General features: G+C 34.1%; 14 protein-coding genes and 3 tRNA genes. 10 read left to right on the top strand and 7 right to left on the bottom strand.

Features of this window, described 5'->3' with window-relative positions; translation table 11 throughout:
- Positions 1-683: 683 nt before the first annotated feature.
- The 6 genes from RMR09_RS00135 to RMR09_RS00110 all read left to right on the top strand — a co-directional run bounded on the left by RMR09_RS00135 (position 684) and on the right by RMR09_RS00110 (position 10,094).
- A complete protein-coding gene (locus tag RMR09_RS00135; RefSeq protein ID WP_310593808.1) occupies positions 684-3,470 on the top strand; it encodes a DEAD/DEAH box helicase family protein in 2,787 nt (928 codons plus the stop codon).
- Entirely contained in the window at positions 3,471-4,922 is a 1,452-nt protein-coding gene (locus RMR09_RS00130) for an ATP-binding protein (RefSeq protein ID WP_310593807.1), read from the top strand. It abuts the gene before it with no gap.
- A 198-nt stretch (positions 4,923-5,120) separates the two neighbouring features.
- Positions 5,121-6,368 (top strand): restriction endonuclease subunit S, encoded by a 1,248-nt coding sequence (locus RMR09_RS00125; protein ID WP_310593806.1) that lies wholly within the window; start codon positions 5,121-5,123, stop codon positions 6,366-6,368.
- 11 nt (positions 6,369-6,379) lie between these two features.
- Complete coding sequence (locus RMR09_RS00120) at positions 6,380-8,149, top strand: AAA family ATPase (RefSeq protein ID WP_310593805.1); 1,770 nt, start codon at positions 6,380-6,382, stop codon at positions 8,147-8,149.
- Positions 8,150-8,153: 4 nt separating this feature from the next.
- Positions 8,154-9,644, top strand: coding sequence for a class I SAM-dependent DNA methyltransferase (locus tag RMR09_RS00115; protein ID WP_310593804.1), 1,491 nt, complete (start codon positions 8,154-8,156; stop codon positions 9,642-9,644).
- A gap of 15 nt (positions 9,645-9,659) precedes the next feature.
- The gene (locus tag RMR09_RS00110; RefSeq protein ID WP_310593803.1) at positions 9,660-10,094 is read left to right on the top strand and encodes a hypothetical protein; all 435 of its coding nucleotides are present in this window, start codon (positions 9,660-9,662) and stop codon (positions 10,092-10,094) included.
- 70 nt (positions 10,095-10,164) lie between these two features.
- Here the strand turns inward: RMR09_RS00110 and RMR09_RS00105 are convergent.
- The 3 genes from RMR09_RS00105 to RMR09_RS00095 form a co-directional block, all read right to left on the bottom strand.
- Positions 10,165-10,238, bottom strand: a tRNA-Arg gene (locus RMR09_RS00105).
- A 13-nt stretch (positions 10,239-10,251) separates the two neighbouring features.
- A tRNA-Pro gene (locus tag RMR09_RS00100) sits at positions 10,252-10,326 on the bottom strand.
- An 18-nt stretch (positions 10,327-10,344) separates the two neighbouring features.
- A tRNA-Ser gene (locus RMR09_RS00095) sits at positions 10,345-10,428 on the bottom strand.
- Positions 10,429-10,654: 226 nt separating this feature from the next.
- Between RMR09_RS00095 and RMR09_RS00090 the strand changes: the two genes are divergently transcribed.
- The gene (locus RMR09_RS00090; RefSeq protein ID WP_310593802.1) at positions 10,655-11,833 is read left to right on the top strand and encodes an acetyl-CoA C-acyltransferase; all 1,179 of its coding nucleotides are present in this window, start codon (positions 10,655-10,657) and stop codon (positions 11,831-11,833) included.
- 42 nt (positions 11,834-11,875) lie between these two features.
- Entirely contained in the window at positions 11,876-12,637 is a 762-nt protein-coding gene (locus RMR09_RS00085) for a C40 family peptidase (RefSeq protein WP_310593801.1), read from the top strand.
- Between the two features lie 51 nt (positions 12,638-12,688).
- Here RMR09_RS00085 and RMR09_RS00080 read toward each other — a convergent pair whose 3' ends face one another.
- Both RMR09_RS00080 and gyrA read right to left on the bottom strand, forming a co-directional pair.
- On the bottom strand, positions 12,689-13,963 hold the full coding sequence (locus RMR09_RS00080) for a tetratricopeptide repeat protein (protein WP_310593800.1): 1,275 nt from the start codon (positions 13,961-13,963) through the stop codon (positions 12,689-12,691).
- A gap of 41 nt (positions 13,964-14,004) precedes the next feature.
- Positions 14,005-16,626 carry a DNA gyrase subunit A gene (gene gyrA / locus RMR09_RS00075; RefSeq protein ID WP_310593799.1) on the bottom strand — a complete coding sequence of 874 codons (2,622 nt, stop codon included), beginning with the start codon at positions 16,624-16,626 and terminating at the stop codon, positions 14,005-14,007.
- 257 nt (positions 16,627-16,883) lie between these two features.
- On the opposite strand from gyrA, the gene RMR09_RS00070 reads away from it, so the two are divergent.
- Both RMR09_RS00070 and RMR09_RS00065 read left to right on the top strand, forming a co-directional pair.
- Complete coding sequence (locus RMR09_RS00070) at positions 16,884-19,430, top strand: ATP-dependent Clp protease ATP-binding subunit (protein ID WP_310593798.1); 2,547 nt, start codon at positions 16,884-16,886, stop codon at positions 19,428-19,430.
- 107 nt (positions 19,431-19,537) lie between these two features.
- The gene (locus RMR09_RS00065; RefSeq protein WP_310593797.1) at positions 19,538-20,053 is read left to right on the top strand and encodes a YetF domain-containing protein; all 516 of its coding nucleotides are present in this window, start codon (positions 19,538-19,540) and stop codon (positions 20,051-20,053) included.
- Positions 20,054-20,101: 48 nt separating this feature from the next.
- On the opposite strand, the gene RMR09_RS00060 is transcribed toward RMR09_RS00065, so the two are convergent.
- Together RMR09_RS00060 and RMR09_RS00055 are read right to left on the bottom strand one after the other, a co-directional pair.
- A complete protein-coding gene (locus RMR09_RS00060; RefSeq protein ID WP_310593796.1) occupies positions 20,102-21,430 on the bottom strand; it encodes an inorganic phosphate transporter in 1,329 nt (442 codons plus the stop codon).
- Between the two features lie 23 nt (positions 21,431-21,453).
- The gene (locus tag RMR09_RS00055) at positions 21,454-22,098 is read right to left on the bottom strand and encodes a DUF47 family protein (protein ID WP_310593795.1); all 645 of its coding nucleotides are present in this window, start codon (positions 22,096-22,098) and stop codon (positions 21,454-21,456) included.
- Between the last annotated feature and the right edge of the window lie 508 nt (positions 22,099-22,606).

Here is a 22,606-nt window from a genome sequence, read left to right as displayed (position 1 = left end):
GGGGGTTGCATTTACAATGCAAAGGTATTTTGCACGCAACAGAAATTTATTTTTTTTAAAAAAGAGTAGTTCGGTTTTGAAGATTTGGAACTAAAAAATTGTTTTTAACTAAAACTGAACTCTTTTTATAAGAATTAAACTACAATTAAAATCAAAACTAAAATAAAAAAAGCAGAAAATTACTCTAAGATTATAGAGCAATTAGAGAAGAAAAATTAATATATACAGTACTTAATAATTTAATATTGGTTTTTTTTGCGTAAACAAGTACACAAAAACACCATAATATATAATCCTGACAAAAAACAAAAAAACCCACTGTTTCCAGTGGGTTTATGATGTGGCACTATAAATTTAAAATCAAAACAACTTATTGATTTTTTGAAGATTATCGGTTCGGTATAAAATAAAGCTTCTTAAAAGCCATTGACCAAATCAACCTCAAAACAACTACTAAAATTCAGTTTGGACATAACTCTTAAACAAAAAATCTAAAAATTAAAATTCAATCAGTTATATTTTTTTTAGTTTCACCGTCAAAATTTGCCTAATATTTATACTTTATAAAGGTCATTTTATAACTATGGCTAACGAAAATAAATTATTTTTAAAATTCGTTAATTATTATATTTTGAATTGTAGCATATTAATCCTACATTTGATTTTACCAAATCAATTTGCCCATGCTCAACCAAAATCCCGAACAAATAGCACGTGATAACATTGACAAGCAATTAGTTGCTTGTGGATGGATTATACAAGACAAGAAGAAATTCAATCTTGCGGCTGGCTTGGGAATTGCTATCAGAGAATACCAAACCGATATTGGTCCCGCCGATTATGTGTTATTTGTCGATAAAAAGCCTATTGGTATTATTGAAGCCAAACGCGAAGAAGAAGGCGTGCGATTGACTACCGTTGAAGAACAATCTTCTCAATATGCCAATGCCAAACTTCGTTTATTGAATAATGATCCTTTACCGTTTGTGTATGAAAGTACAGGTGAAGTTACTCGTTTTACAGATTACAGAGACCCAAAACCTCGTTCTAGAAATGTTTTTACATTTCATCGTCCTGAAACTTTTATGCAATGGTTAAGTCAAGATAAAACCTTACGAGGTCGTTTGCACGATTTGCCTGCTTTGCCAGAAGAAGGTTTGCGTGATTGCCAAGTAACCGCAATAACGAATTTAGAAAAATCCTTCAAAGACCAACGCCCAAAAGCCTTGATTCAAATGGCTACAGGTTCTGGAAAAACCTTTACAGCGATTACCTTTATTTATCGTTTGTTGAAATTTGCCAAAGCGAAACGCATTTTATTTTTAGTAGATACCAAAAACTTAGGTGAACAAGCCGAAAGCGAATTTCGTGCCTTTACCGCCAATGATGATAACCGTTTGTTTACCGAATTGTATGGTGTAACTCGTTTGAGTAGTTCGTTTATTCCCAACGATTCGCAAGTATATATTAGTACGATTCAACGTATGTATTCGATTTTGAAAGAAACCGAATTGGATGAAAGTGCTGAAGAAGAAAATCCTAACGAAATGGCGTTTCAGGCAAAAGAGCCTATTCCTGTGGGTTATAACGAAAAAGTGCCGATTGAGTTTTTTGATTTTGTAGTGATTGACGAATGCCACCGCAGTATTTACAACCTTTGGAAACAAGTGTTGGATTACTTTGATGTATTTCAAATTGGTTTAACCGCAACACCTGACAACAGAACGTTTGGGTATTTTAACCAAAACTTAGTGTGTGATTATGGCTATGAAAAAGCGGTTGTTGATGGCGTTTTAGTACCGTACAATGTATTCACGATTGAAACTGAAATTACCAAAAATGGAAGCGTAATTACCTTAGGTGAAAAAGTAGATAAACGCGAACGCCTTACCCGTAAAAAGTTTTGGGAAGCCTTAGACGAAGATGAAGTATATAGCGGTAAGCAATTGGATAAAGACGTGGTGAATCCAAGTACGATTCGAACGATTATAAGGGCTACAAAAGAAAATTTACCTGCGATGTTTCCCGACCGAATGGACGCACAAGGAAATTTTGAAGTGCCTAAACTCTTAATTTTTGCCAAAACCGATAGTCATGCCGAAGACATTATTGACATCGTGCGTGAGGAGTTTGGCGAAGAAAATAAATTTTGTAAAAAGATTACGTACCGAAGCGAGGAAGACCCAAAAAGTGTCTTGCAACAGTTTCGAAACGATTATTACCCACGTATTGCCGTTACGGTAGATATGATTGCTACAGGAACCGACATACGCCCACTGGAAGTATTGTTGTTTATGCGCGATGTAAAAAGTCGTTCTTATTATGAGCAAATGAAAGGACGAGGTACACGTACTTGCTCGGTAGAAGAATTGAAAGCTAAAGGTACACCCACAGCCAAATACAGCAAAGACCATTTTGTAATTATCGATGCTATTGGTGTAGAGCAATCTCAGAAAACGGATAGCCGACCTTTAGAAAAAGCGCCTGGGGTTTCTTTGAAAGATGTGTTGCAAAGTGTTGCCATGGGAAATACAAGCGAAGACATGCTAACTACGCTCGCCAATAGATTGATTCGTTTAGACCAACAATTAAAAGACAAAGACAAAACGGCATTTAGCGAAAAAGCCAATGGCTTAACCATTAAAGAGATAGTAAAAAAACTATTGCAAGCGCATGACCCAGACACGAATGAGCAAATAGAAGTTGCCGTTAGAGGGAATATGCGTGGTTTTGCACCCATAGAAATAGAAAAAGCTATTGCTACCGAACAACAACAATTGATTGAAGAAGCGGTAGCCGTATTTAACAGCCCTGATTTACGTGATTTTATTATCGATATTCGTAAAAAATACGACCAGATTATTGATGTGGTGAATATAGACACCATCACCAAAATGGGTTGGGTAAAAGACCATGCTTCGGCAAGCTCAGCACTCATAGGAGATTTTAAAGATTGGATAGTAAACCACAAAGACGAGATTACTGCCTTACAAATTTTCTACGCACAAGATTACCGCCACCGCACGTTTACGTACAAAATGATTAAAGACTTGTGCGAAAAGCTAAAAACCGAGAAACCTGTTTTAGCGCCTTTAGCAGTTTGGAAAGCCTACGAGCAATTGGAAAAAACCAATGGCTCGGCTAAAAACGAGTTGATTGCCTTGGTGGGTTTGATACGCAAAGTAGCGGGTATTGATACTACGTTAACGGCTTATGATAAAACAGTAGACAAAAACTTTCAAGAATGGATTTTTAAGAAAAACGCAGGACAACACAATGCTTTTACCGAAGCCCAAATGCAATGGTTACGCATGATGAAAGATTATGTAGCCAACAGTTTTAGCATAGACAAAGACGACTTTGATCTAAGCCCTTTTAATGCCGAAGGCGGGTTGAGTAAAATGTGGCAGTTGTTTGGGGAAGAAACGGATAGTATTATTAATGAATTAAATGAGGTGTTAGCGGCATAAATGAAAGAAAAAGAATTACATAAACTATTAGATAGACTTCTCAAATTACCAAAAGAATGTGAATGGGTTGAATTCAAAATGAATTTCAAATCCGAAGATGATATTGGTAAGTATGTATCCGCACTTAGCAATGGGGCTTGTTTGCAAAATGAACCTTATGGTTATTTGGTTTACGGTATTTCTGACAGTACTTTACAAGTTGAAGGAACTAGTTTTAGACCAACGATGAAAAAAGTAGGCAATGACGAGTTGGAACATTGGGTATTACAAAGAATTTCTCCAAGAATAGAAGTTTTAATTTACGAAATTATTTATCAAGAAAAATTAATCTCTCTCTTTAAAATTGAGGCAACTGTTGGACAACCTGTCTCTTTTAATCACGTTGACTATGTTAGAGTGGGAAGCATTACAAGAACTTTAAAAGATTTTCCTGCAAAAGAAAAAAAAATATGGACGAAGTCAAACCGTCAAGTTTTTGAAAGAATAATTTCATTAGATGTAGATACTAGTGATGAAATTGTAAAACTACTAGACACACAATCCTATTATGATTTACTAGATTTACCTTATCCGACAAATAGAGAAAGTGTTATTGAAAAATTCATTTCCGAAAAATTTATCATATCCAAAAATGGCTCCTATAGCATTACCAATTTAGGGGCTCTGCTTTTTGCAAAAAACCTAAATGATTTTGATAAATTAAAAAGAAAAGCTGTTAGAGTTATTCAATACCAAGGAAAAAATAAAATCACAACTATAAAAGATCAGTTTGGCACAAAAGGCTATGCTCCCGGTTTTCAGGGTTTAATAAAATACATTAATGATATTTTACCTAGTAATGAAGTAATTGGTCAAGCATTACGAGAAACAGTTTTAATGTACCCCGAAATTGCTATTAGAGAACTGGTTGCTAACGCATTGATTCACCAAGATTTTTCAGAAACAGGAACAGGACCGATGATTGAAATATATGAAGATAGGATAGAAATTTCAAATCCAGGACTCCCACTAATAACACCTGATCGATTTATTGATGAATACCAATCCCGAAATGAAGACCTTGCTTCTATTATGCGAAGATTTAGAATGTGCGAAGAAAAAGGAAGCGGCATAGACAAAGTGATTCTTAATATTGAATTGTTTCAACTACCACCTTTAGAAGTGCAAATTCAGGAAAAACATACTAAAGTCGTTTTATATGCCTATCAAAAATTTTCTGACATGGACAAGAAAGATAGAATAAGAGCCTGTTACCAGCATTGCGTATTAAAATATATTACAAATGATAAAATGACAAACCAAAGTCTGCGAGAAAGATTTAATATTGCACCCGAGAATGCCGCAATGGTTTCTAGGATTATCAAAGAAACTTTTGAAGCAAAATATATAAAAGAAGAAGACCAAGATAACAAGTCTAAAAAATATGCAAAATACATACCACGTTGGGCATAATTCTTATTTGACTGTTATTTGACTGAAATTCAAAGTTATTAACAATTACCTGTTTTATTTGTATTGGCTTATTTTACAAACCCTTGAAAATCAAAGAAAAAAACGCAGTAAGCCTTAAAGACAAAAGAATTTCTTATTTGACGGTTATTTGACTCGAGAAAAATAAAAGCCTAACTTATCAACTATTTGACTTAAACAATGGAAAAGAAATTACCAAAAAACTGGCAAATAAAAACTCTTGGAGAGGTCTGTGAAACCACAAGTGGAGGAACACCTTCAAGAGGCAATAAATCTTATTATAATGGTACAATTCCATGGGTTAAATCAGGTGAATTAAATAAAGGTATTATTTATGATACTGAAGAAAAAATTACAGAAGAAGCTATAAAAAATTCAAGTGCAAAGATTTTTCCAAAAGGAACTTTGTTAATTGCTTTATATGGTGCTACTATTGGTAAATTAGCTTTTTTGGGAGTTGATGCTGCAACTAATCAAGCTGTTTGCGGTATTTATCAAAATGATTCAATTGATTCAAAATATATATACAATTTCTTATTCCACAAAAAACAAGATTTAGTAAAACAAGGAATTGGTGGAGCACAACCAAACATTAGCCAAACCATTTTAAAAAAGTTAGAAATACCATTACCACCACTCGAAACCCAACAAGCCATTGTCTCCAAAATAGAAGAACTTTTTAGCGAGTTAGACAAAGGCATTGAAGATTTAAAAACCGCACAACAGCAACTCAAAACCTACCGCCAAAGTGTATTGAAATGGGCTTTTGAAGGGAAGTTAACCAATGAGAATTTAAAAGAGGGTAACTTGCCTAAAGGTTGGGAAATTACAGCAATAAATACTGTTTCAAGCATTAATCCAAAATTGCCAAATAGAGAAAATTTGGATAGAGAAATGAAAGTGCAATTTTTACCAATGAAATTGGTAGAAGAAATCGTAAATAAAATACATCTATCAGATATTAAAAAACTACACGAAGTATTAAAAGGAAGTTATACTCCTTTTATTGATAATGATATAATATTTGCAAAAGTAACTCCGTGCATGGAAAATGGAAAAATTGCAATTGTTGAAAAATTAAAAAATGGAATTGGATTTGGTTCTTCTGAATTTCATGTTATTAGAACAAATGAAAAGGTGAATAATAAATTTATGTTTTACTTTTTAGTTCAAGATAGATTTAGAAATGAAGCAGCTAATGAAATGACAGGTGCTGTTGGATTAAGAAGGGTTCCAAAGCAATTTATAGAAAATTATCAAATTCCATTACCTCTAACATTAGAAGAACAAAATAAAATAGTTGAAGAATTAGAAAGCCGTTTGAGTGTTGCCGATAAAATGGAGGAAAGTATTGTGCAAAGCTTGCAACAAGCCGAGGCATTGCGTCAGAGTATATTGGTAAAGGCTTTTAGTGGGGAGTTGGTTTAAATAAAATAATTATGATTATAAAAGAAATAAGAATAAGAAATTTTAGATCTATTGTTAAAGCTGATATTTCGTTAAGCAATTTATCTGTAATAGTAGGGTTTAATGATGTTGGTAAATCAAATATTTTAAAAGCGTTAAATTTATTTTTTAACAACGAAACAGATTACGGTAGCGAATTAATATTTCAGAATGATTATTCAAAATTTTCTCCAATTAGAAATAAAAAAGCTGAAGAAATAATTGTTGAAATTGTTCTTCATGCTCCAACCAACTATAAGCAGAGTAAAGATATAGTTTGGAGAAAAGTCTGGAGAAAAAATGGGCTTCATTTGAATGATAAAAAATTTATTGATGGTTCCAAATTTCCTCAAAAATCGAAATTATATTCATGGTTGGATAATATCCGGTATAGTTATATTCCTGCAATTAGAGATATTTATTATTTTGAGTTTTTATTGGCTAAACTTCATGATTCCTTAGCTGAAACTATTGAACAAGAACTTAGGAATGCAGGTGATGATTTTATAACAAAAATTAAATCAAATACAGTTCAAATGATTCAAGAAATTGATAATCGTTTGAAGATAAAAAGTCAAATAAAATTACCATCAAATTTACAATCACTTTTCAAAGCTTTAGATTTTTCAACAGAAGAGGGTGCGTTTGAAATTTCAATTTCAAATAGAGGTGATGGAATCAAAACTCGATACATACCAATAATTTTAAAGTTTATATCAGAACAATTAAATATTAACAAAACTAAAGGTTCTGCAAATATAAATATGATTTGGGGTTATGAAGAACCTGAAAATAATCTTGAAATGTTAGCAGCATTTAAATTAGCAAAAGATTTTATAGATTATTCTAAAGAAATTCAGATTCTAATAACCACTCATTCTCCTGGCTTCTATAATTTAAAAGACAATTATAATGAAAATGTTAGTTTATTTAAAGTAATAAAAGAGAAAAATAAAGAAGCTGAAATAAAAGAGTTGTTAGCTTACAATGAATTAGATAATGATATGGGTATTATGCCTTTAATTGCACCTTACGTTAAGGAAAAAGTTAAAGAAATTGAACATTTACAGGAAGACATAATTAAATACAAAAACGAATTATCAAATATTGATAAAAATACGATTTTTGTCGAGGGAGATGATGAAGTTAGAATTTTCACTGAAATATTAAAACATTTTAAAATTGAAGATAATATTAAAATCAGTAAGGATGGGCTTGGTTGCAGTGGAGTTAAAAATCAAATAATGGCATGGGCATGGGTTTCAGGAATTACAACTTATAGAGCTATTGGAGTATTTGATAATGATACTTCTGGAATTTCAGAATTTAACAAACTTAAAGATGAAAAACAATTCAATGTTTCAGTTAGCAGTCAAAAAGTTAAAGCTCTTCAATACAAAGTTCCATCGCATCTAATTAATATTAAAAGTAAAATAAATAATTTCCCAATTGAGTTGGAAGAAATGTATCCTCCAAAAGTTTGGGAAATAGCAAAATCTAAGGGTTGGTTAGAACAAAGAGAATTGTTAGAGTTAAATTCATTTGTTACAGTTGATAATCTATTCCAAAATATTAATGAAAAAATTGAAACTTTAGGGTTTGATGATAATGAAAAATTATATGTTCAACACAAAATTCCTGACAAGTTTAAAGAAAAAATTTCAAAATTTTTGGTCAACGATAAGACAATGAGTATCGATGATAAATTTTCCTCCTTAATTAAAATTTTTCAAGAATCTATTATTCCGTTTTTAACAAAATAATATAATGAGCAAAGAAAACACAAACGCATCCAGTATAGTATCAAAAGTATGGGCCTTTTGTCAAACCCTTAGAGACGATGGTGTAGGCTATGGCGATTACTTAGAGCAACTGACGTATTTGTTATTTTTAAAAATGGCAGATGAATACAGCAAACCACCACATAATAGAAAAATGCCTATTCCAAGCGAGTTTGCCTGGGATACCTTAATTAGTAAAAGTGGTAGTGAGTTGGAAAGTCACTACAACACTATGTTGCGTGAGTTAGCTAAAGAAAAAGGTATTTTAGGGCAAATCTTTGTCAAGAGTCAGAACAAAATACAAGACCCTGCCAAGCTATACAAACTCATTGCACTCATCAATGCCGAAAACTGGATATTGATGGGTGTAAAAGACAAAGGCGACATCTATGAAGGAATCTTAGAAAAAAACGCCGAAGATACCAAGAGTGGCGCAGGACAATACTTTACCCCAAGACCATTGATTAAAGCCATGGTCGAATGTTTGCGTCCAGAACCTATGAAAACCATAGCGGATCCAGCTTGTGGAACAGGAGGTTTCTTTTTAGCTGCTTATGATTGGATTGTGGATAACAGACAATTAGACAAAGAAGAAGCAAAGTTTTTGAAATATGAAACGTTTTTCGGTAATGAAATAGTAGCCAGTACCCGTCGTTTGGCGTTAATGAATTTGTTCTTGCACAACATTGGCGATATTGAATCGGATAATTTTATTTCGCCAAATGATTCCTTAATTACTGATTCAGGAACTCGTTATGATTATATATTAGCCAATCCACCGTTTGGTAAAAAAAGTAGCATGACGTTTACCAATGCAGAAGGCGAACAAGAAAAAGAAGATTTGACTTATAACCGTCAAGACTTTTGGGTTACTACCAGTAACAAGCAATTAAACTTTGTGCAACACATTCGCACCATGCTAAAAACTACAGGTCAAGCCGCTGTAGTGTTACCCGATAACGTTTTGTTTGAAGGTGGTGTAGGTGAAACCGTGCGTAAAAAATTATTAGAAACCACCGATTTGCATACTATTTTACGTTTACCCACAGGCATTTTCTATGCCAATGGGGTAAAAGCAAACGTGTTGTTCTTTGACGGAAAACCCTCAAGCAAAGAACCATGGACAAAAGAGGTTTGGGTCTATGATTACAGAACTAACATTCACCATACGTTGAAGAAAAATCCTTTAAAATTATCGGATTTAAAAGACTTCATTGCTTTATACAATCCAGAAAATCGCCATAAGAGAACGGAAACTTACAACCCAGAAAACAATCCAGAAGGTCGTTGGAGAAAGTTTGGTTATGATGAAATTATAGCAAGAGACAAAACAAGTTTAGACATCACTTGGTTAAAAGATAAATCCCTAGCCGATTTAGATAATTTACCCGACCCTGATGTGTTGGCAACGGATATTATAGAAAACATAGAAGCAGGTTTGGAAAGTTTTAGAGCGATAATAGCGAGTTTGAAATAATTATACTTCTTATCTATGCCCAACTACGATAAAACCCAACAACTCCCTATTTATAAAAAAGCAATACTAATAGTAAAATTAGTTGATAGTTTAACTGCTTCATTTCCTGATGACAATGAATTGATGTTCCATATTAAAGCGGTTATGAACGAAGATGCAGTACTACTCCCTTCTAAAATTGCCGGTGCTGAAGCAGGGAAACTATATAGTATAAAAATGCAAAATGCAGCAATTATAAGATATCATGCATTAAACTTATATGTTCAAGTGGGAGGTTTGTCTATGTTTGAAAATCTGACAGATCAAAAATACATAAAGCATATCCGAACCGAAATAGAAAACTTCCGTTTACTTTTTATTGACTGGGTCTCAAGTTTTGATACCTCTAATTACATTTGGGACGATTGGGAATTGTTTAATCCAAAAGGTGCCATCCCTCCCTCGATTTAAAGCAAAAACACTTCTAATTTTAACCCAATTACAAACAAAAAAACCCACTGTTTCCAGTGGGTTTATGATGTGATCGCAGAAGGATTCGAACCTTCGACCGCCTGCTTAGAAGGCAGGTGCTCTATCCAGCTGAGCTATGCGACCAGTATTGTTGTAGTCGGGGTGGCAGGATTCGAACCTGCGGCCTCCTGCTCCCAAAGCAGGCGCGATAACCGGGCTACGCTACACCCCGAAAAAGCAAAATAAAAAGCGGAGAGACAGGGACTCGAACCCTGGCGACGATTGCTCGTCGACAGATTAGCAATCTGCTCCATTACCACTCTGGCACCTCTCCAAGCTCAAAGAACGTGTCCTATTTTGCGGTGGCAAATGTAGCACATCATTGTATTAATCACAACTATTTTATCCCTTTTTTTACTTTTATTTTGAGATTTTTATTAAATCACTTAACAATCAAGCCACTAGCCACAAATAAAAACACCTTAAATAGAATACTGAAATCAAAATTTGAATTTGCATAAAAAAGATTAAATTTGCTACATCAACTAATTCACACTACCATGAACAAAAGAATCGTTATTGTTGCAGCAGCTAGAACTCCTATCGGAAGTTTTATGGGAGGATTGTCTACTACTCCTGCTCCACAATTAGGCTCTATTGCTATCAAAGGTGCATTAGATAAGATTCAGCTTAACCCCAACTTAGTTGACGAAGTGTTCATGGGGAATGTAGTGCAAGCCGGTGTGGGACAAGCCCCTGCAAGACAAGCCGCACTTTTTGCAGGTTTGCCAAACTCGGTTGCCTGTACTACAGTCAACAAAGTATGTGCCTCAGGAATGAAATCAGTGATGTTTGGCGCTCAAGCCATTCAATCTGGTGATGCCGAAATTGTCGTTGCGGGCGGAATGGAAAACATGAGTTTGATTCCTCATTATACACATCTCAGAGCGGGGACTAAATTTGGCCCTACTACCCTATTGGACGGAATGCAAAAAGACGGACTTACCGATGCGTATGACAATACCGCTATGGGAGTTAGTGCCGACCTTTGTGCTAACGAATATAAAATCTCCAGAGAAGAACAAGATCAATTTGCCATACAATCGTATGAACGAAGCGCTACATCTTGGAAAGCTGGGAAATTTGACAACGAAATTGTTCCTGTTGCAGTGCCTCAGCGAAAAGGAGAGCCTGTAATCGTTTCAAAAGACGAAGAGTACACCAATGTGAAGTTGGATAGAATTAGCAGCTTAAATCCCGCTTTTACAAAAGATGGAACGGTGACTGCTGCCAATGCATCCACTATCAACGATGGCGCTGCTGCTTTAGTATTGATGAGTGAAGAAAAAGCCATAGAATTGGGTCTAAAACCCTTAGCTTATATTCTTTCCTATGCAGATGCAGCACAAGAACCTAAATGGTTTACCACAAGTCCTGCACTAGCACTTCCAAAGGCCTTAAAAAAAGCCCATCTTACTATTGAAGATGTGGACTATTTTGAATTTAACGAAGCGTTTTCTGTAGTTGGTTTGGCAAATGCTAAAATATTGAATATCGATTTGAACAAAATTAATGTAAACGGTGGTGCCGTTTCTTTAGGACATCCACTAGGCTGTTCGGGGGCGAGGATTATCGTTACTTTATTGAATGTATTAGAACAAAATAACGGAAAAATTGGAGCAGCTGCTATCTGTAATGGTGGTGGTGGTGCTTCAGCAATACTAATTGAAAGAGCCTAAATCACACATTGATTTACAATCATAAACTATAAAGAGTCTTAGATGTTTGGAATTTGTAACCTAGCCATAATCCCCCTTCGAGCGGAGCCAAGCGACAGAAGCGAAATTGTTTCTCAAGTCTTGTTTGGCGAGCATTTTAAAGTGCTAGAAGAACTAAATCAATGGCGCCGAATCCAATTGCACTATGACAATTATGAAGGTTGGGTAGACTCTAAACAATTCCAAATTATCTCAGAAACGGCATACAATACCCTTTCTAAAGAACCTATTGTTTTAAATGGGGATTTGATCGATTATATTTCAGCACCCAATAATACTTTACTACCAATACCATTGGGAGCTTCGCTTTCTTTTTTAAACCATAGTGATATCAATACCGCTCAATTTGAATTTGAAGGCACTAAAGCAAACGGAATACAAGATAAAAGCAAACTAATCAATACGGCTTTCCTATATTTGAACGCACCTTACCTTTGGGGAGGAAAAACCCCTTTCGGAATTGATTGTTCTGGGTTTACCCAAATGGTATACAAATTAAATGGCTACCATTTATTTAGAGATGCTTCGCAACAAGCTACACAAGGTGAAGCGTTGAGTTTTATCGAAGAAAGTGAACCAGGTGATTTAGCCTTTTTTGACAATGAAGAAGGTAACATTATACATGTTGGTATTATCATGGAAAACAACTACATCATCCATGCTAGTGGAAAAGTACGAATTGACCGCTTAGACCACTTGGGAATTTTTAATCCCGAAACCCAAAAGCACACCCACAAGTTACGAGTAATCAAAAAAGTGATATAAATAAAAAGCCGAATTAAAAAATTCGGCTTTTTTATGTTTGACAAAATGAAATTATTTTTTCATTTTAGCTTTCAATGCTTTTGCTTTTTCAGTCATTTCTAATGCTCTGTACACACTTAGCAAAGTGCCCTTCACTTCTTCGTTTGTACCATCTAATTCAGACGCTTTTTCCAAGTAAGGCAATGCAGAAGTAAACACTACTTCTCTTTGTTTTTTAAGCACTTCATAACGTTTGTTGTCTTTTTCAGAATTACCTAATTTTTGAATTTCTTCAAATAATTTTTTATCGGCATCCAATTTAAGAATCGCTAAATTCAAATACGCATTTACGTAATCTGGCTTGATTTCGATAGCTCTTTTGTAATACTTCTCAGCATCAACTAAATTTTTAGCATTATAACTGATTACACCTAAGTTAAAAACTAAGTCAGCATCATTTGGATTATGCTCCAACACTTCAGTGATTAATTTTTTGTATGTATCGTAATCTTTAGTATCTAAATACAAATTCGCTTCAGTCAAAATTAACGATTTATCGTCTGGATTAGTCGCTCTAGCTTCTGCAACAGCTTTTTTAGCTTCAGCTACTTTTCCGTTTTGAACTAAAATCAAAGCCATATTTTTATAGATTTCACCTCTTTTAGAAGGAATCTCCTCTGTTCTTGGTTTTTCATGAGTACCTAATTTTACCATTTGGTCTCTTTCTCTTGCAGTAGTAAACAGTTGCTCTTCGCCATTGACTTTGTTCACTGCAAAATAATTTACGCCTTTACCAGAGTAGTTTAATTTTTTCAACTCATCATACGCATTATATGCTTTGTCATATTCTTTTGCATTAACATAAGTAGAAGCAGCATAATACAAATTGATTGTGTCTTTTTTGTCTAACAAATACGCATCATATAATTTACTTGCTCCTTCAGCATGTTTCTCTGCTTTTGAATCAGCAATTGCACCATTAATTAATTTGTATTTAATATCAATAATTGAAGTGCTTGCTTGAGCTGAGTATTTTGCCTTTCCCGAAGCTTTCTCTATAGCTAACAAATCCTGATACGCTTTGGCAGCAGCCGAAAGATTTTTATCAGTATCTTCATTTTTATTGGCTAAAGCCAAAAATGCATTCCCTTTTACAAAACAAAATTGGGCTTTTTCTGTATCTGGCGCAGTTGCCGAAGCCGCTTCTGCTCCTTGTAAAATAGTGATTGCTTCTTGAGCATTACCCGCTTTTAAAGCTTTTTCAGCCGCTTTAATTTGGTCTTTTTGAGCAAAAGTGGCAACTGATATCAATAATGCTGATGCAAGTAGTACATATTTACTTTTCATAGTATTCTAAATTTTATTTTTATTTAATGTATTAGTTTTAATTATTCGTCTGAATCGTCTTCGTCAGCATCATCAACATCGTCTTCGTCTACAATTTCATCTTCTTCCTCATCATCATCGTCAGCAGTACCATCATCTTCTAAAACTTCTAGAACTGGTTTTACTCTTTCAATAACTTCTGATTCAATAGGATTTCCATCTTCGTCTAATTCTACTTCAGCAGGATCATCTTTCATTACTTTAGTTACTGCAGCAATAGAATCGTTTCCTTTAATGTTGATCAATTTAACTCCTTGAGTAGCACGTCCCATTACACGAAGGTCTTCCACTGCCATTCTGATAGTCAATCCTGATTTGTTGATAATCATCAAATCATCATTATCAGTAACTGCATTAATCGAGATTAATTGGCCTGTTTTCTCTGTAATATTAAGTGTTTTAACTCCTTTTCCTCCACGATTCGTGATTCTGTACTCATCTAAACTAGAACGTTTACCGTATCCGTTTTCAGCAACAACCAAAATTTCACTGCTCATATCGTTTACAGTTACCATTCCGATCACTTCGTCTTTATCGTCTTTCAACGTAATTCCACGAACACCAGAAGCAGTTCTTCCCATTGGACGTGTTTTAGTTTCTTCAAAACGAACTAATTTACCTGATTTTACAGCTAAAATAATTTGACTTTCACCATTGGTCAATTGAGCTGCCAATAATTCATCTCCTTCTTTAATTGTAATAGCGGCAACTCCATTCACACGAGGTTTAGAATATTTCTCTAAAGAAGTTTTCTTCACCTGTCCTTGTTTGGTAACCATCACTAAATTATGGCTAGTTACATAATCCTTGTCTCTCAAGTCTTGTGTACAAATGAATGCTTTCACTTTATCATCCGACTCAATATTGATTAAGTTTTGTAACGCTCTACCTTTAGCCGTTTTGCTACCTTCTGGAATTTCGTACACACGCATCCAGAAACATTTTCCTTTTTGGGTAAAGAACATCATGTACTGGTGATTCGTAGCCACAAACATGTGTTCTAAGAAATCTTGGTCACGAGTTCCTGCACTTTTCTGTCCTACTCCACCTCTATTTTGAGTTTTGTATTCAGACAAGTTGGTACGTTTAATATACCCTGCATGAGAAATTGTAATTACTACATTTTCATCAGCAATCAAATCTTCGATACTTACGTCTCCACCAGAATATTCGATTTGAGAACGACGCTCATCGCCGTATTTATCTCTAATCTCCATTAATTCTTCTTTGATTAAGGCAATTCTCAAATTCACGTCGGCTAATAAAGCTCTTAAATGCTCAATTAACTTCATGATTTCTTCGTACTCAGCACGCAATTTATCTTGCTCTAATCCTGTTAATTGACGCAAACGCATTTCAACAATAGCACGCGCTTGAATGTCTGACAATTTGAATCTTTCGATTAATTTTTCTTTAGCTTCATCCGTATTCTTAGAAGCTTTGATCAAAGCAATTACTTCGTCAATATTATCAGAAGCAATAATTAATCCTTCTAAAATATGCGCTCTTTCTTCTGCTTTTCTTAATTCAAATTGTGTTCTACGAATTACAACATCATGACGGTGTTCTACGAAATGATGAATCATATCTTTTAGATTCAACGTCTCTGGACGACCGTTCACCAAGGCAATATTGTTAACACTAAATGAAGATTGTAATTGCGTATACTTATATAAGGTATTCAAAACTACATTTGGCGTAGCATCGCGTTTCAAAATATAAACGATACGCATACCATTTCTATCCGATTCATCACGAATATTCGCAATACCCTCAATTTTCTTTTCGTTAACCAAGTCTGCAGTACGTTTGATCATATCTGCTTTATTCACTTGGTATGGAATTTCAGTTACAATGATAGATTCTCTACCATCTACTTCTTCAAAACCAACTTTAGCACGAATAACTACTCTACCACGACCTGTTTTGAAAGCTTCACGTACACCTTCATATCCGTAAATAATTCCTCCTGTTGGGAAATCAGGTGCTTTAACGTGTGTAATTAATTCGTCGATTTCAATATCATTATTATCAATGTAAGCAATTGTTCCATTAATAACTTCAGTCAAGTTGTGAGGCGGCATATTAGTTGCCATACCTACTGCAATACCCGTTGCACCATTAATTAACAAAGTAGGTACACGTGTTGGCATTACTTTAGGCTCATACAAAGTATCGTCAAAGTTCAATTGAAAATCAACAGTTTCTTTCTCGATATCTGCCATAATTTCTTCCGAAATTTTACGCATTCTAGCCTCTGTATAACGCATTGCTGCAGGACTATCCCCATCGACAGAACCAAAGTTACCTTGTCCGTCTACTAACAAATAACGCATACTCCATTCCTGAGCCATACGCACCATTGCATCGTAAACAGAAGTATCACCGTGTGGGTGGTACTTACCTAAAACCTCCCCTACAATTCTAGCGGATTTCTTGTGGGCTTTATTTGAAAAAACTCCTAAATCATACATTCCATAAAGTACTCTTCGATGTACAGGTTTTAAACCATCTCTAACATCTGGAAGCGCTCTTGATACAATTACTGACATCGAATAATCGATGTAAGCTGATTTCATTTCATCTTCTATGTTAATAGGAATTAACTTTTCTCCTTCAGACATAAGTTATTATATTAAAAAATTATATTAGTTTCAAAACGTGCCAATATACGGATATTTGAAATTTTTAAAGCTTTTTTTACCCACTTATTTCAATGATTTATTAACAACTTTTTAGGGTGTTTTAGTTAATAAAATCCCTTTTGTTTTGCCTTTATTTTGTGATTTTTTTTGTCAATTAGCTGACAATAGTGGTTAAGGGTATGATATTTGTTTTTGAATCCTCAATTAACTAAATTTACAATATCAAAAATAAATTTATGGATGATAATTTTTCACCAAGAGTAAAAGATGTGATTACGTATAGCAAAGAAGAAGCTTTACGATTAGGTCATGATTTCATTGGGACAGAGCATTTGATGTTAGGAATTCTTAGAGATGGAAACGGAAAAGCAATTCAAATTTTGAATAATTTATCTGTAGATTTAGATCACTTACGCAGAAAAGTAGAGATATTAAGCCCTGCTAATCCTAGTATTGAAGTAAATGTAGAAAAGAAAAACTTACACCTTACCCGTCAAGCAGAACGTGCTTTGAAAACTACTTTTTTAGAAGCCAAAGTTTTTCAAAGCCCTTCTATCAGTACTGCACATTTGCTATTATGCATTTTGCGAAACGAAAATGATCCAACAACCAAACTACTCAACAAGTTGAAAATAGACTATGATGTAGTTAAAGAACAATATGTAAATATGACTCCAGCAGAAGATGATTTCATGGAAAACTTGCCAAAAAACGAGTCGTACAATGACGATTCAGGACAAGATGACAGCCTTAGAGAAAGTACTTTTAACAATCCGACCAACAAATCGAATAAAAAGTCAAAAACACCTGTTTTAGATAATTTCGGAAGGGATTTAACTGAAATGGCTGAAGAAGGAAAATTAGACCCTGTAGTAGGTCGCGAAAAAGAAATTGAACGTGTTTCACAAATCCTAAGCCGTAGAAAAAAGAATAATCCGCTTTTAATTGGTGAACCTGGTGTGGGGAAATCTGCCATTGCCGAAGGTTTGGCTTTGCGAATTATACAAAAGAAAGTATCTCGTATTTTGTTCAACAAACGTGTAGTTACCTTAGATTTAGCAAGCTTAGTTGCCGGAACGAAATACCGCGGACAGTTTGAAGAACGTATGAAAGCGGTCATGAATGAGTTGGAAAAAAATGATGATATCATTCTTTTCATTGACGAAATCCACACTATTGTAGGTGCAGGAGGTGCAACAGGTTCTTTAGACGCCTCTAATATGTTCAAACCCGCTTTGGCACGTGGGGAAATTCAATGTATTGGCGCTACCACATTAGACGAATACCGTCAATATATAGAAAAAGACGGCGCCTTAGAAAGACGTTTTCAAAAAATAATTGTAGAACCAACATCGGTTCCTGAAACAATTACCATTTTGAACAACATCAAAAACAAATACGAAGACCATCATAATGTAACCTACACCGCTGAAGCTATTGAAGCGTGTGTTAAATTGACTGATCGTTATATGTCGGAGCGATTCTTGCCAGACAAAGCTATCGACGCTTTAGATGAAGCAGGATCAAGAGTTCACATTACGAATATCGAAGTGCCAAAACAAATTTTAGATTTAGAACGTCAATTAGAAGATGTTCGTGTTTTGAAAAACGAAGTAGTTAAAAAACAAAAATACGAAGAGGCTGCTAAACTTCGCGATGACGAAAAACGAATTGAAAAAGACTTAGCCATTGCTCAAGAACAATGGGAAGAAGAAGCTAAAAACAATCGCATCGAAGTAACAGAAGACAATGTAGCTGATGTAGTTTCCATGATGACAGGAATTCCTGTAAACCGAATTGCTCAAACTGAAAGTAATAAATTAGCCAACTTACCTGAACTTATTGAAGGAAAGGTAATTGGTCAAAAAGAAGCAGTGATGAAAATCGCTCGTTCTATCCAAAGAAATCGTGCTGGGTTAAAAGATCCTAACCGACCTATTGGTTCTTTCATTTTCTTGGGACAAACAGGAGTGGGTAAAACACAGTTAGCAAAAGTAATTGCCAAAGAATTATTCGATTCTGAAGATGCTTTAGTTCGTATTGATATGAGCGAATACATGGAAAAATTTGCCATTTCTAGATTAGTTGGAGCACCTCCGGGATATGTAGGTTATGAAGAAGGTGGACAATTAACTGAAAAAGTACGTAGAAAACCGTATTGTGTAGTCTTATTAGATGAGATCGAAAAAGCACACCCTGATGTATTCAACATGTTACTTCAAGTGTTGGATGACGGATTTTTAACGGATAGTTTAGGTCGTAAAATTGATTTCAAAAACACGATAATTATCATGACGTCAAATGTTGGCGCAAGACAATTAAAAGATTTTGGGCAAGGTGTTGGTTTTGGAACTGCAGCTAGAACTGCTCAGGTAGACGATAATTCGAAAAGCATTATTGAAAACGCATTAAAGAAAACATTCGCACCTGAATTCTTAAACCGAATTGATGATGTGATTGTGTTCAATGCTTTAGAAAAACACGATATTGATTTGATTATCGAAATTGAATTGAAAAAATTATATGCTCGTATCGCTGATTTAGGCTACACCTTAAGTTTATCTGACAAAGCCAAAGCATTCATTGCTGAAAAAGGATTTGACAAACAATTTGGCGCTAGACCTTTAAAAAGAGCTATCCAAAAATATGTGGAAGATTCATTAGCTGAAGAAATTATTACTTCTAAAATAGGATCTGGTGATGAAATTTTTATGGATATTGAAGAAGGTGCTCAAGAATTGACGGTTAAGGTCCATAAAGCGGAAGAACCGACAAATCAATAAATCATTCTTTCATATACTAATTACAAACCCGTTATGTATTCTACTTAACGGGTTTATTGTTTACATTTGACATTAATTCTGTTTTTAATTTACAAAACTTATTTAGCATGAACCCCTATTTAGACATAGTACTCCGAAGCATTGCCGTTTATTTTTTCATGATAATTGCATTACGGATTTTTGGCAAAAAAGAATTATCTCAGTTAAATACTGCTGACATTATTTTGATATTGTTAATCAGTAATTCTGTTCAAAATGCAATGGTGGGTAGTGACACTAGTTTATGGGGTGGACTGACAGCCGCAGCGGTACTTTTTGCATTCAATTTTATCTTAAAAAAATTACTATATACCTACAAGCCGTTTAGTGATTTTATGCTCGAAAAACCTGAAATTTTAATTCATGACGGTAATTTAGATTTTAAAAAACTAAGTAAATTAAATATTACATCAGAAGAATTAAAAGAGGCGATGAGAGAACATGGAGTAGAATTTTATAAAGATGTAAAATTAGCCATGCTTGAAATTGATGGAAACATCAGTATCATATCTATATCGGGAAAAGAAACGCTTCGTCAAACCCATTATAGAAGATTGAAAAAATCCAAAAAAACAATTCGATAAAAAAAAGGCTGACCAATTGGTCAGCCTTTTTTTTAAAATTATCATTTTTTATAAAAATAAATTTAGAACATAATAGGTAGTTGCTGCTAGAAGAGCTGAAACCGGTATGGTTAAAACCCATGCCCATAATAAATTAACAGTCACACCCCAACGAACTGCAGAAACTCTTTTAGTTACTCCTACTCCAATAATCGAACCTGTAATGGTATGTGTAGTTGATACTGGAATTTTAAAATGTTCTGTCAAAAATAAAGTGATAGCACCTGCAGATTCTGCTACTACTCCTTCAAATGCATTTACTTTGGTGATTTTAGAACCCATAGTTTTCACGATCTTCCATCCACCACTTAAAGTTCCTAAAGCAATAACAGTATAACACGTTAACGGAATCCAACCTGGCATATGAGAAGAAATACCTTTTTCTTCATCTGGTAAAACAACATTTAAATCTAACCATCCTGCGGATAAATCTGCGTGTGGATTCATTCTAACATACACAGCAACTGCTGCTGCAATAATACCCATAACTTTTTGAGAGTCATTACCACCATGTCCTAAACTAAAAGCCGCAGAAGACAACAATTGCATCTTTTTTAATACTGCTTCAGACTTAGCTGTCGAAAAAGAACTAAAAAACAAATTGAATATGGCTAGACTGAAGAAAATAAATCCTACCAAGAACCACTTAATATTATGAGGTTCAGTAATCACGCTCCAAAAAGGACTATCAAATCGAGGTTTTTCAATTTTATCGTAAGGCACTAAAACCGATGATAAAAACCAAATAACCAAAGCCATTAATGTTACAGTAAGTATTTTAGGGTAAATATTTTTCTTAGAAGAATACATCAACCATAAAGAGATAAAATAAGAAATAATCATCCCTAATAAAGGTGCAAAAACAATAAATAGAATAACGATTAAAACCCCTGAAGGCAATAACTCTCCTTCTTTTGCAGCTTTAAACCAGCTCACGATTTTTAAACCATAATGCTCTGGATCTTGAACAACCCCTGAAAATCCGTGCGCTATAGCAGCTCCTGCAAATCCCCCAATTAAAGTGTGCGAAGAGGAAGAAGGTATTCCTTTCCACCAAGTAAAAAGATTCCAAATAATTGCCACAATAACTCCCGCTAATATTACAATCAAGTTAATGCTACTGGTGTGTGCCGTTTTTGCAACGGTATCAGCAACTCCAAAACCAAAAACCCAATACGCTAAAAAGTTAAAAAATGCCGCCCAAAGTACCGCCTGAAAAGGAGTTAAAACTTTAGTGGCTACAATCGTAGCTATCGAATTGGCTGCATCGTGAAACCCATTGATATAATCAAAGATTAAAGCTAAAATTATAATAGTTATAAGTAAAGTAAAGTCCATAAGTGTTCAGTAAACTGATTAAATTAAGAGTGTTTTACTGCAATAGCTTCTAAGACACTCGCTACGCTTTTACATTTATCAGTAGCCGACTCTAAAACAGACAATACCTCTTTATATTTAATGATATTTTTTGCATCCGTTTCGTTTTCAAAAATTTCGAAAACTGCTTTGTTATATACGCTATCTGATTTATTTTCTAATTTGTTAATTTTAGAACAAGCAGTAGCTATATTTTTTACCTTTTTTAAATCTTTTAATTCTTTAACCGCCGACTCGATATTCTGACAAGCTTCTAAATTAATTTCTGTTAATTTACGGATTGACTTTGTAATTTTATCTACGTGATACAAACGCATTCTGCTTGCTGCACCTTGAAGATTTCCAGCCACATTATCAATTGAAGTAATCAAAGAGTGAATATCTTCTCTATCAAATGGAGTAATGAAATTTCTACTCAATTCTAAATTAGTTTGACGCGTAATATCTTCGCCTTTTTGTTCTAATTCATCTATTTTTTGAAAAAGAACTTCTCTTTCTTTTAATGGTAAATTAACCGCCTCATGCAAATGAGAAGCCAATTGAACTAAATTTGACGAAGCTTCTTCAAATAGAGGAAAAAACTTTTTGTCTTTTGGTACTAGAAATTGAAAAATACTGTTTAGTGACATTTTATTTAGATTTTAGAACTGCAAAATTAGTTGATTATTTAATGTTAATGTTAAGCCAATGTTAACAATTCTGTTTAACCTTAAAATTACACAATAAAAATAACTTTTTTATAAACTTTAAATAATAATACAATCCCTTTCCATTCTTCATATTAACCTTGAGTTATTTGCACGATTCAATTAGCGTAAGAAGCGCATCAATTAATACAAAACAAGCAACACAAAACTGGAGATCGAACTAAATTTATAGGTTTATAGAATATTTAAATTGAAAACACCAATACATCTTGAGCAAAAAATAAGGCTCAAAACCACAAAACCAATCAATAAAAGCGACCTATATTTTATAAATTAATGAATATCAATAAAATTAAGAGGTCATTTTTAAAATATTCGTAAAAAACATATTTTAGGTTTTCTTTTTTATAAAAAAATGTACTTTTGAAGAATCAAATGAAAAGCAACAGAAACACATATCCATCTTCGATAACAACTTCAACTGAGGTTG

The organism is Flavobacterium sp. (assembly GCF_031537875.1).
Taxonomy (GTDB): domain Bacteria; phylum Bacteroidota; class Bacteroidia; order Flavobacteriales; family Flavobacteriaceae; genus Flavobacterium.
Note: the sequence above shows the minus strand (reverse complement) of the source record. Positions and strands in the feature narration are given on the sequence as shown.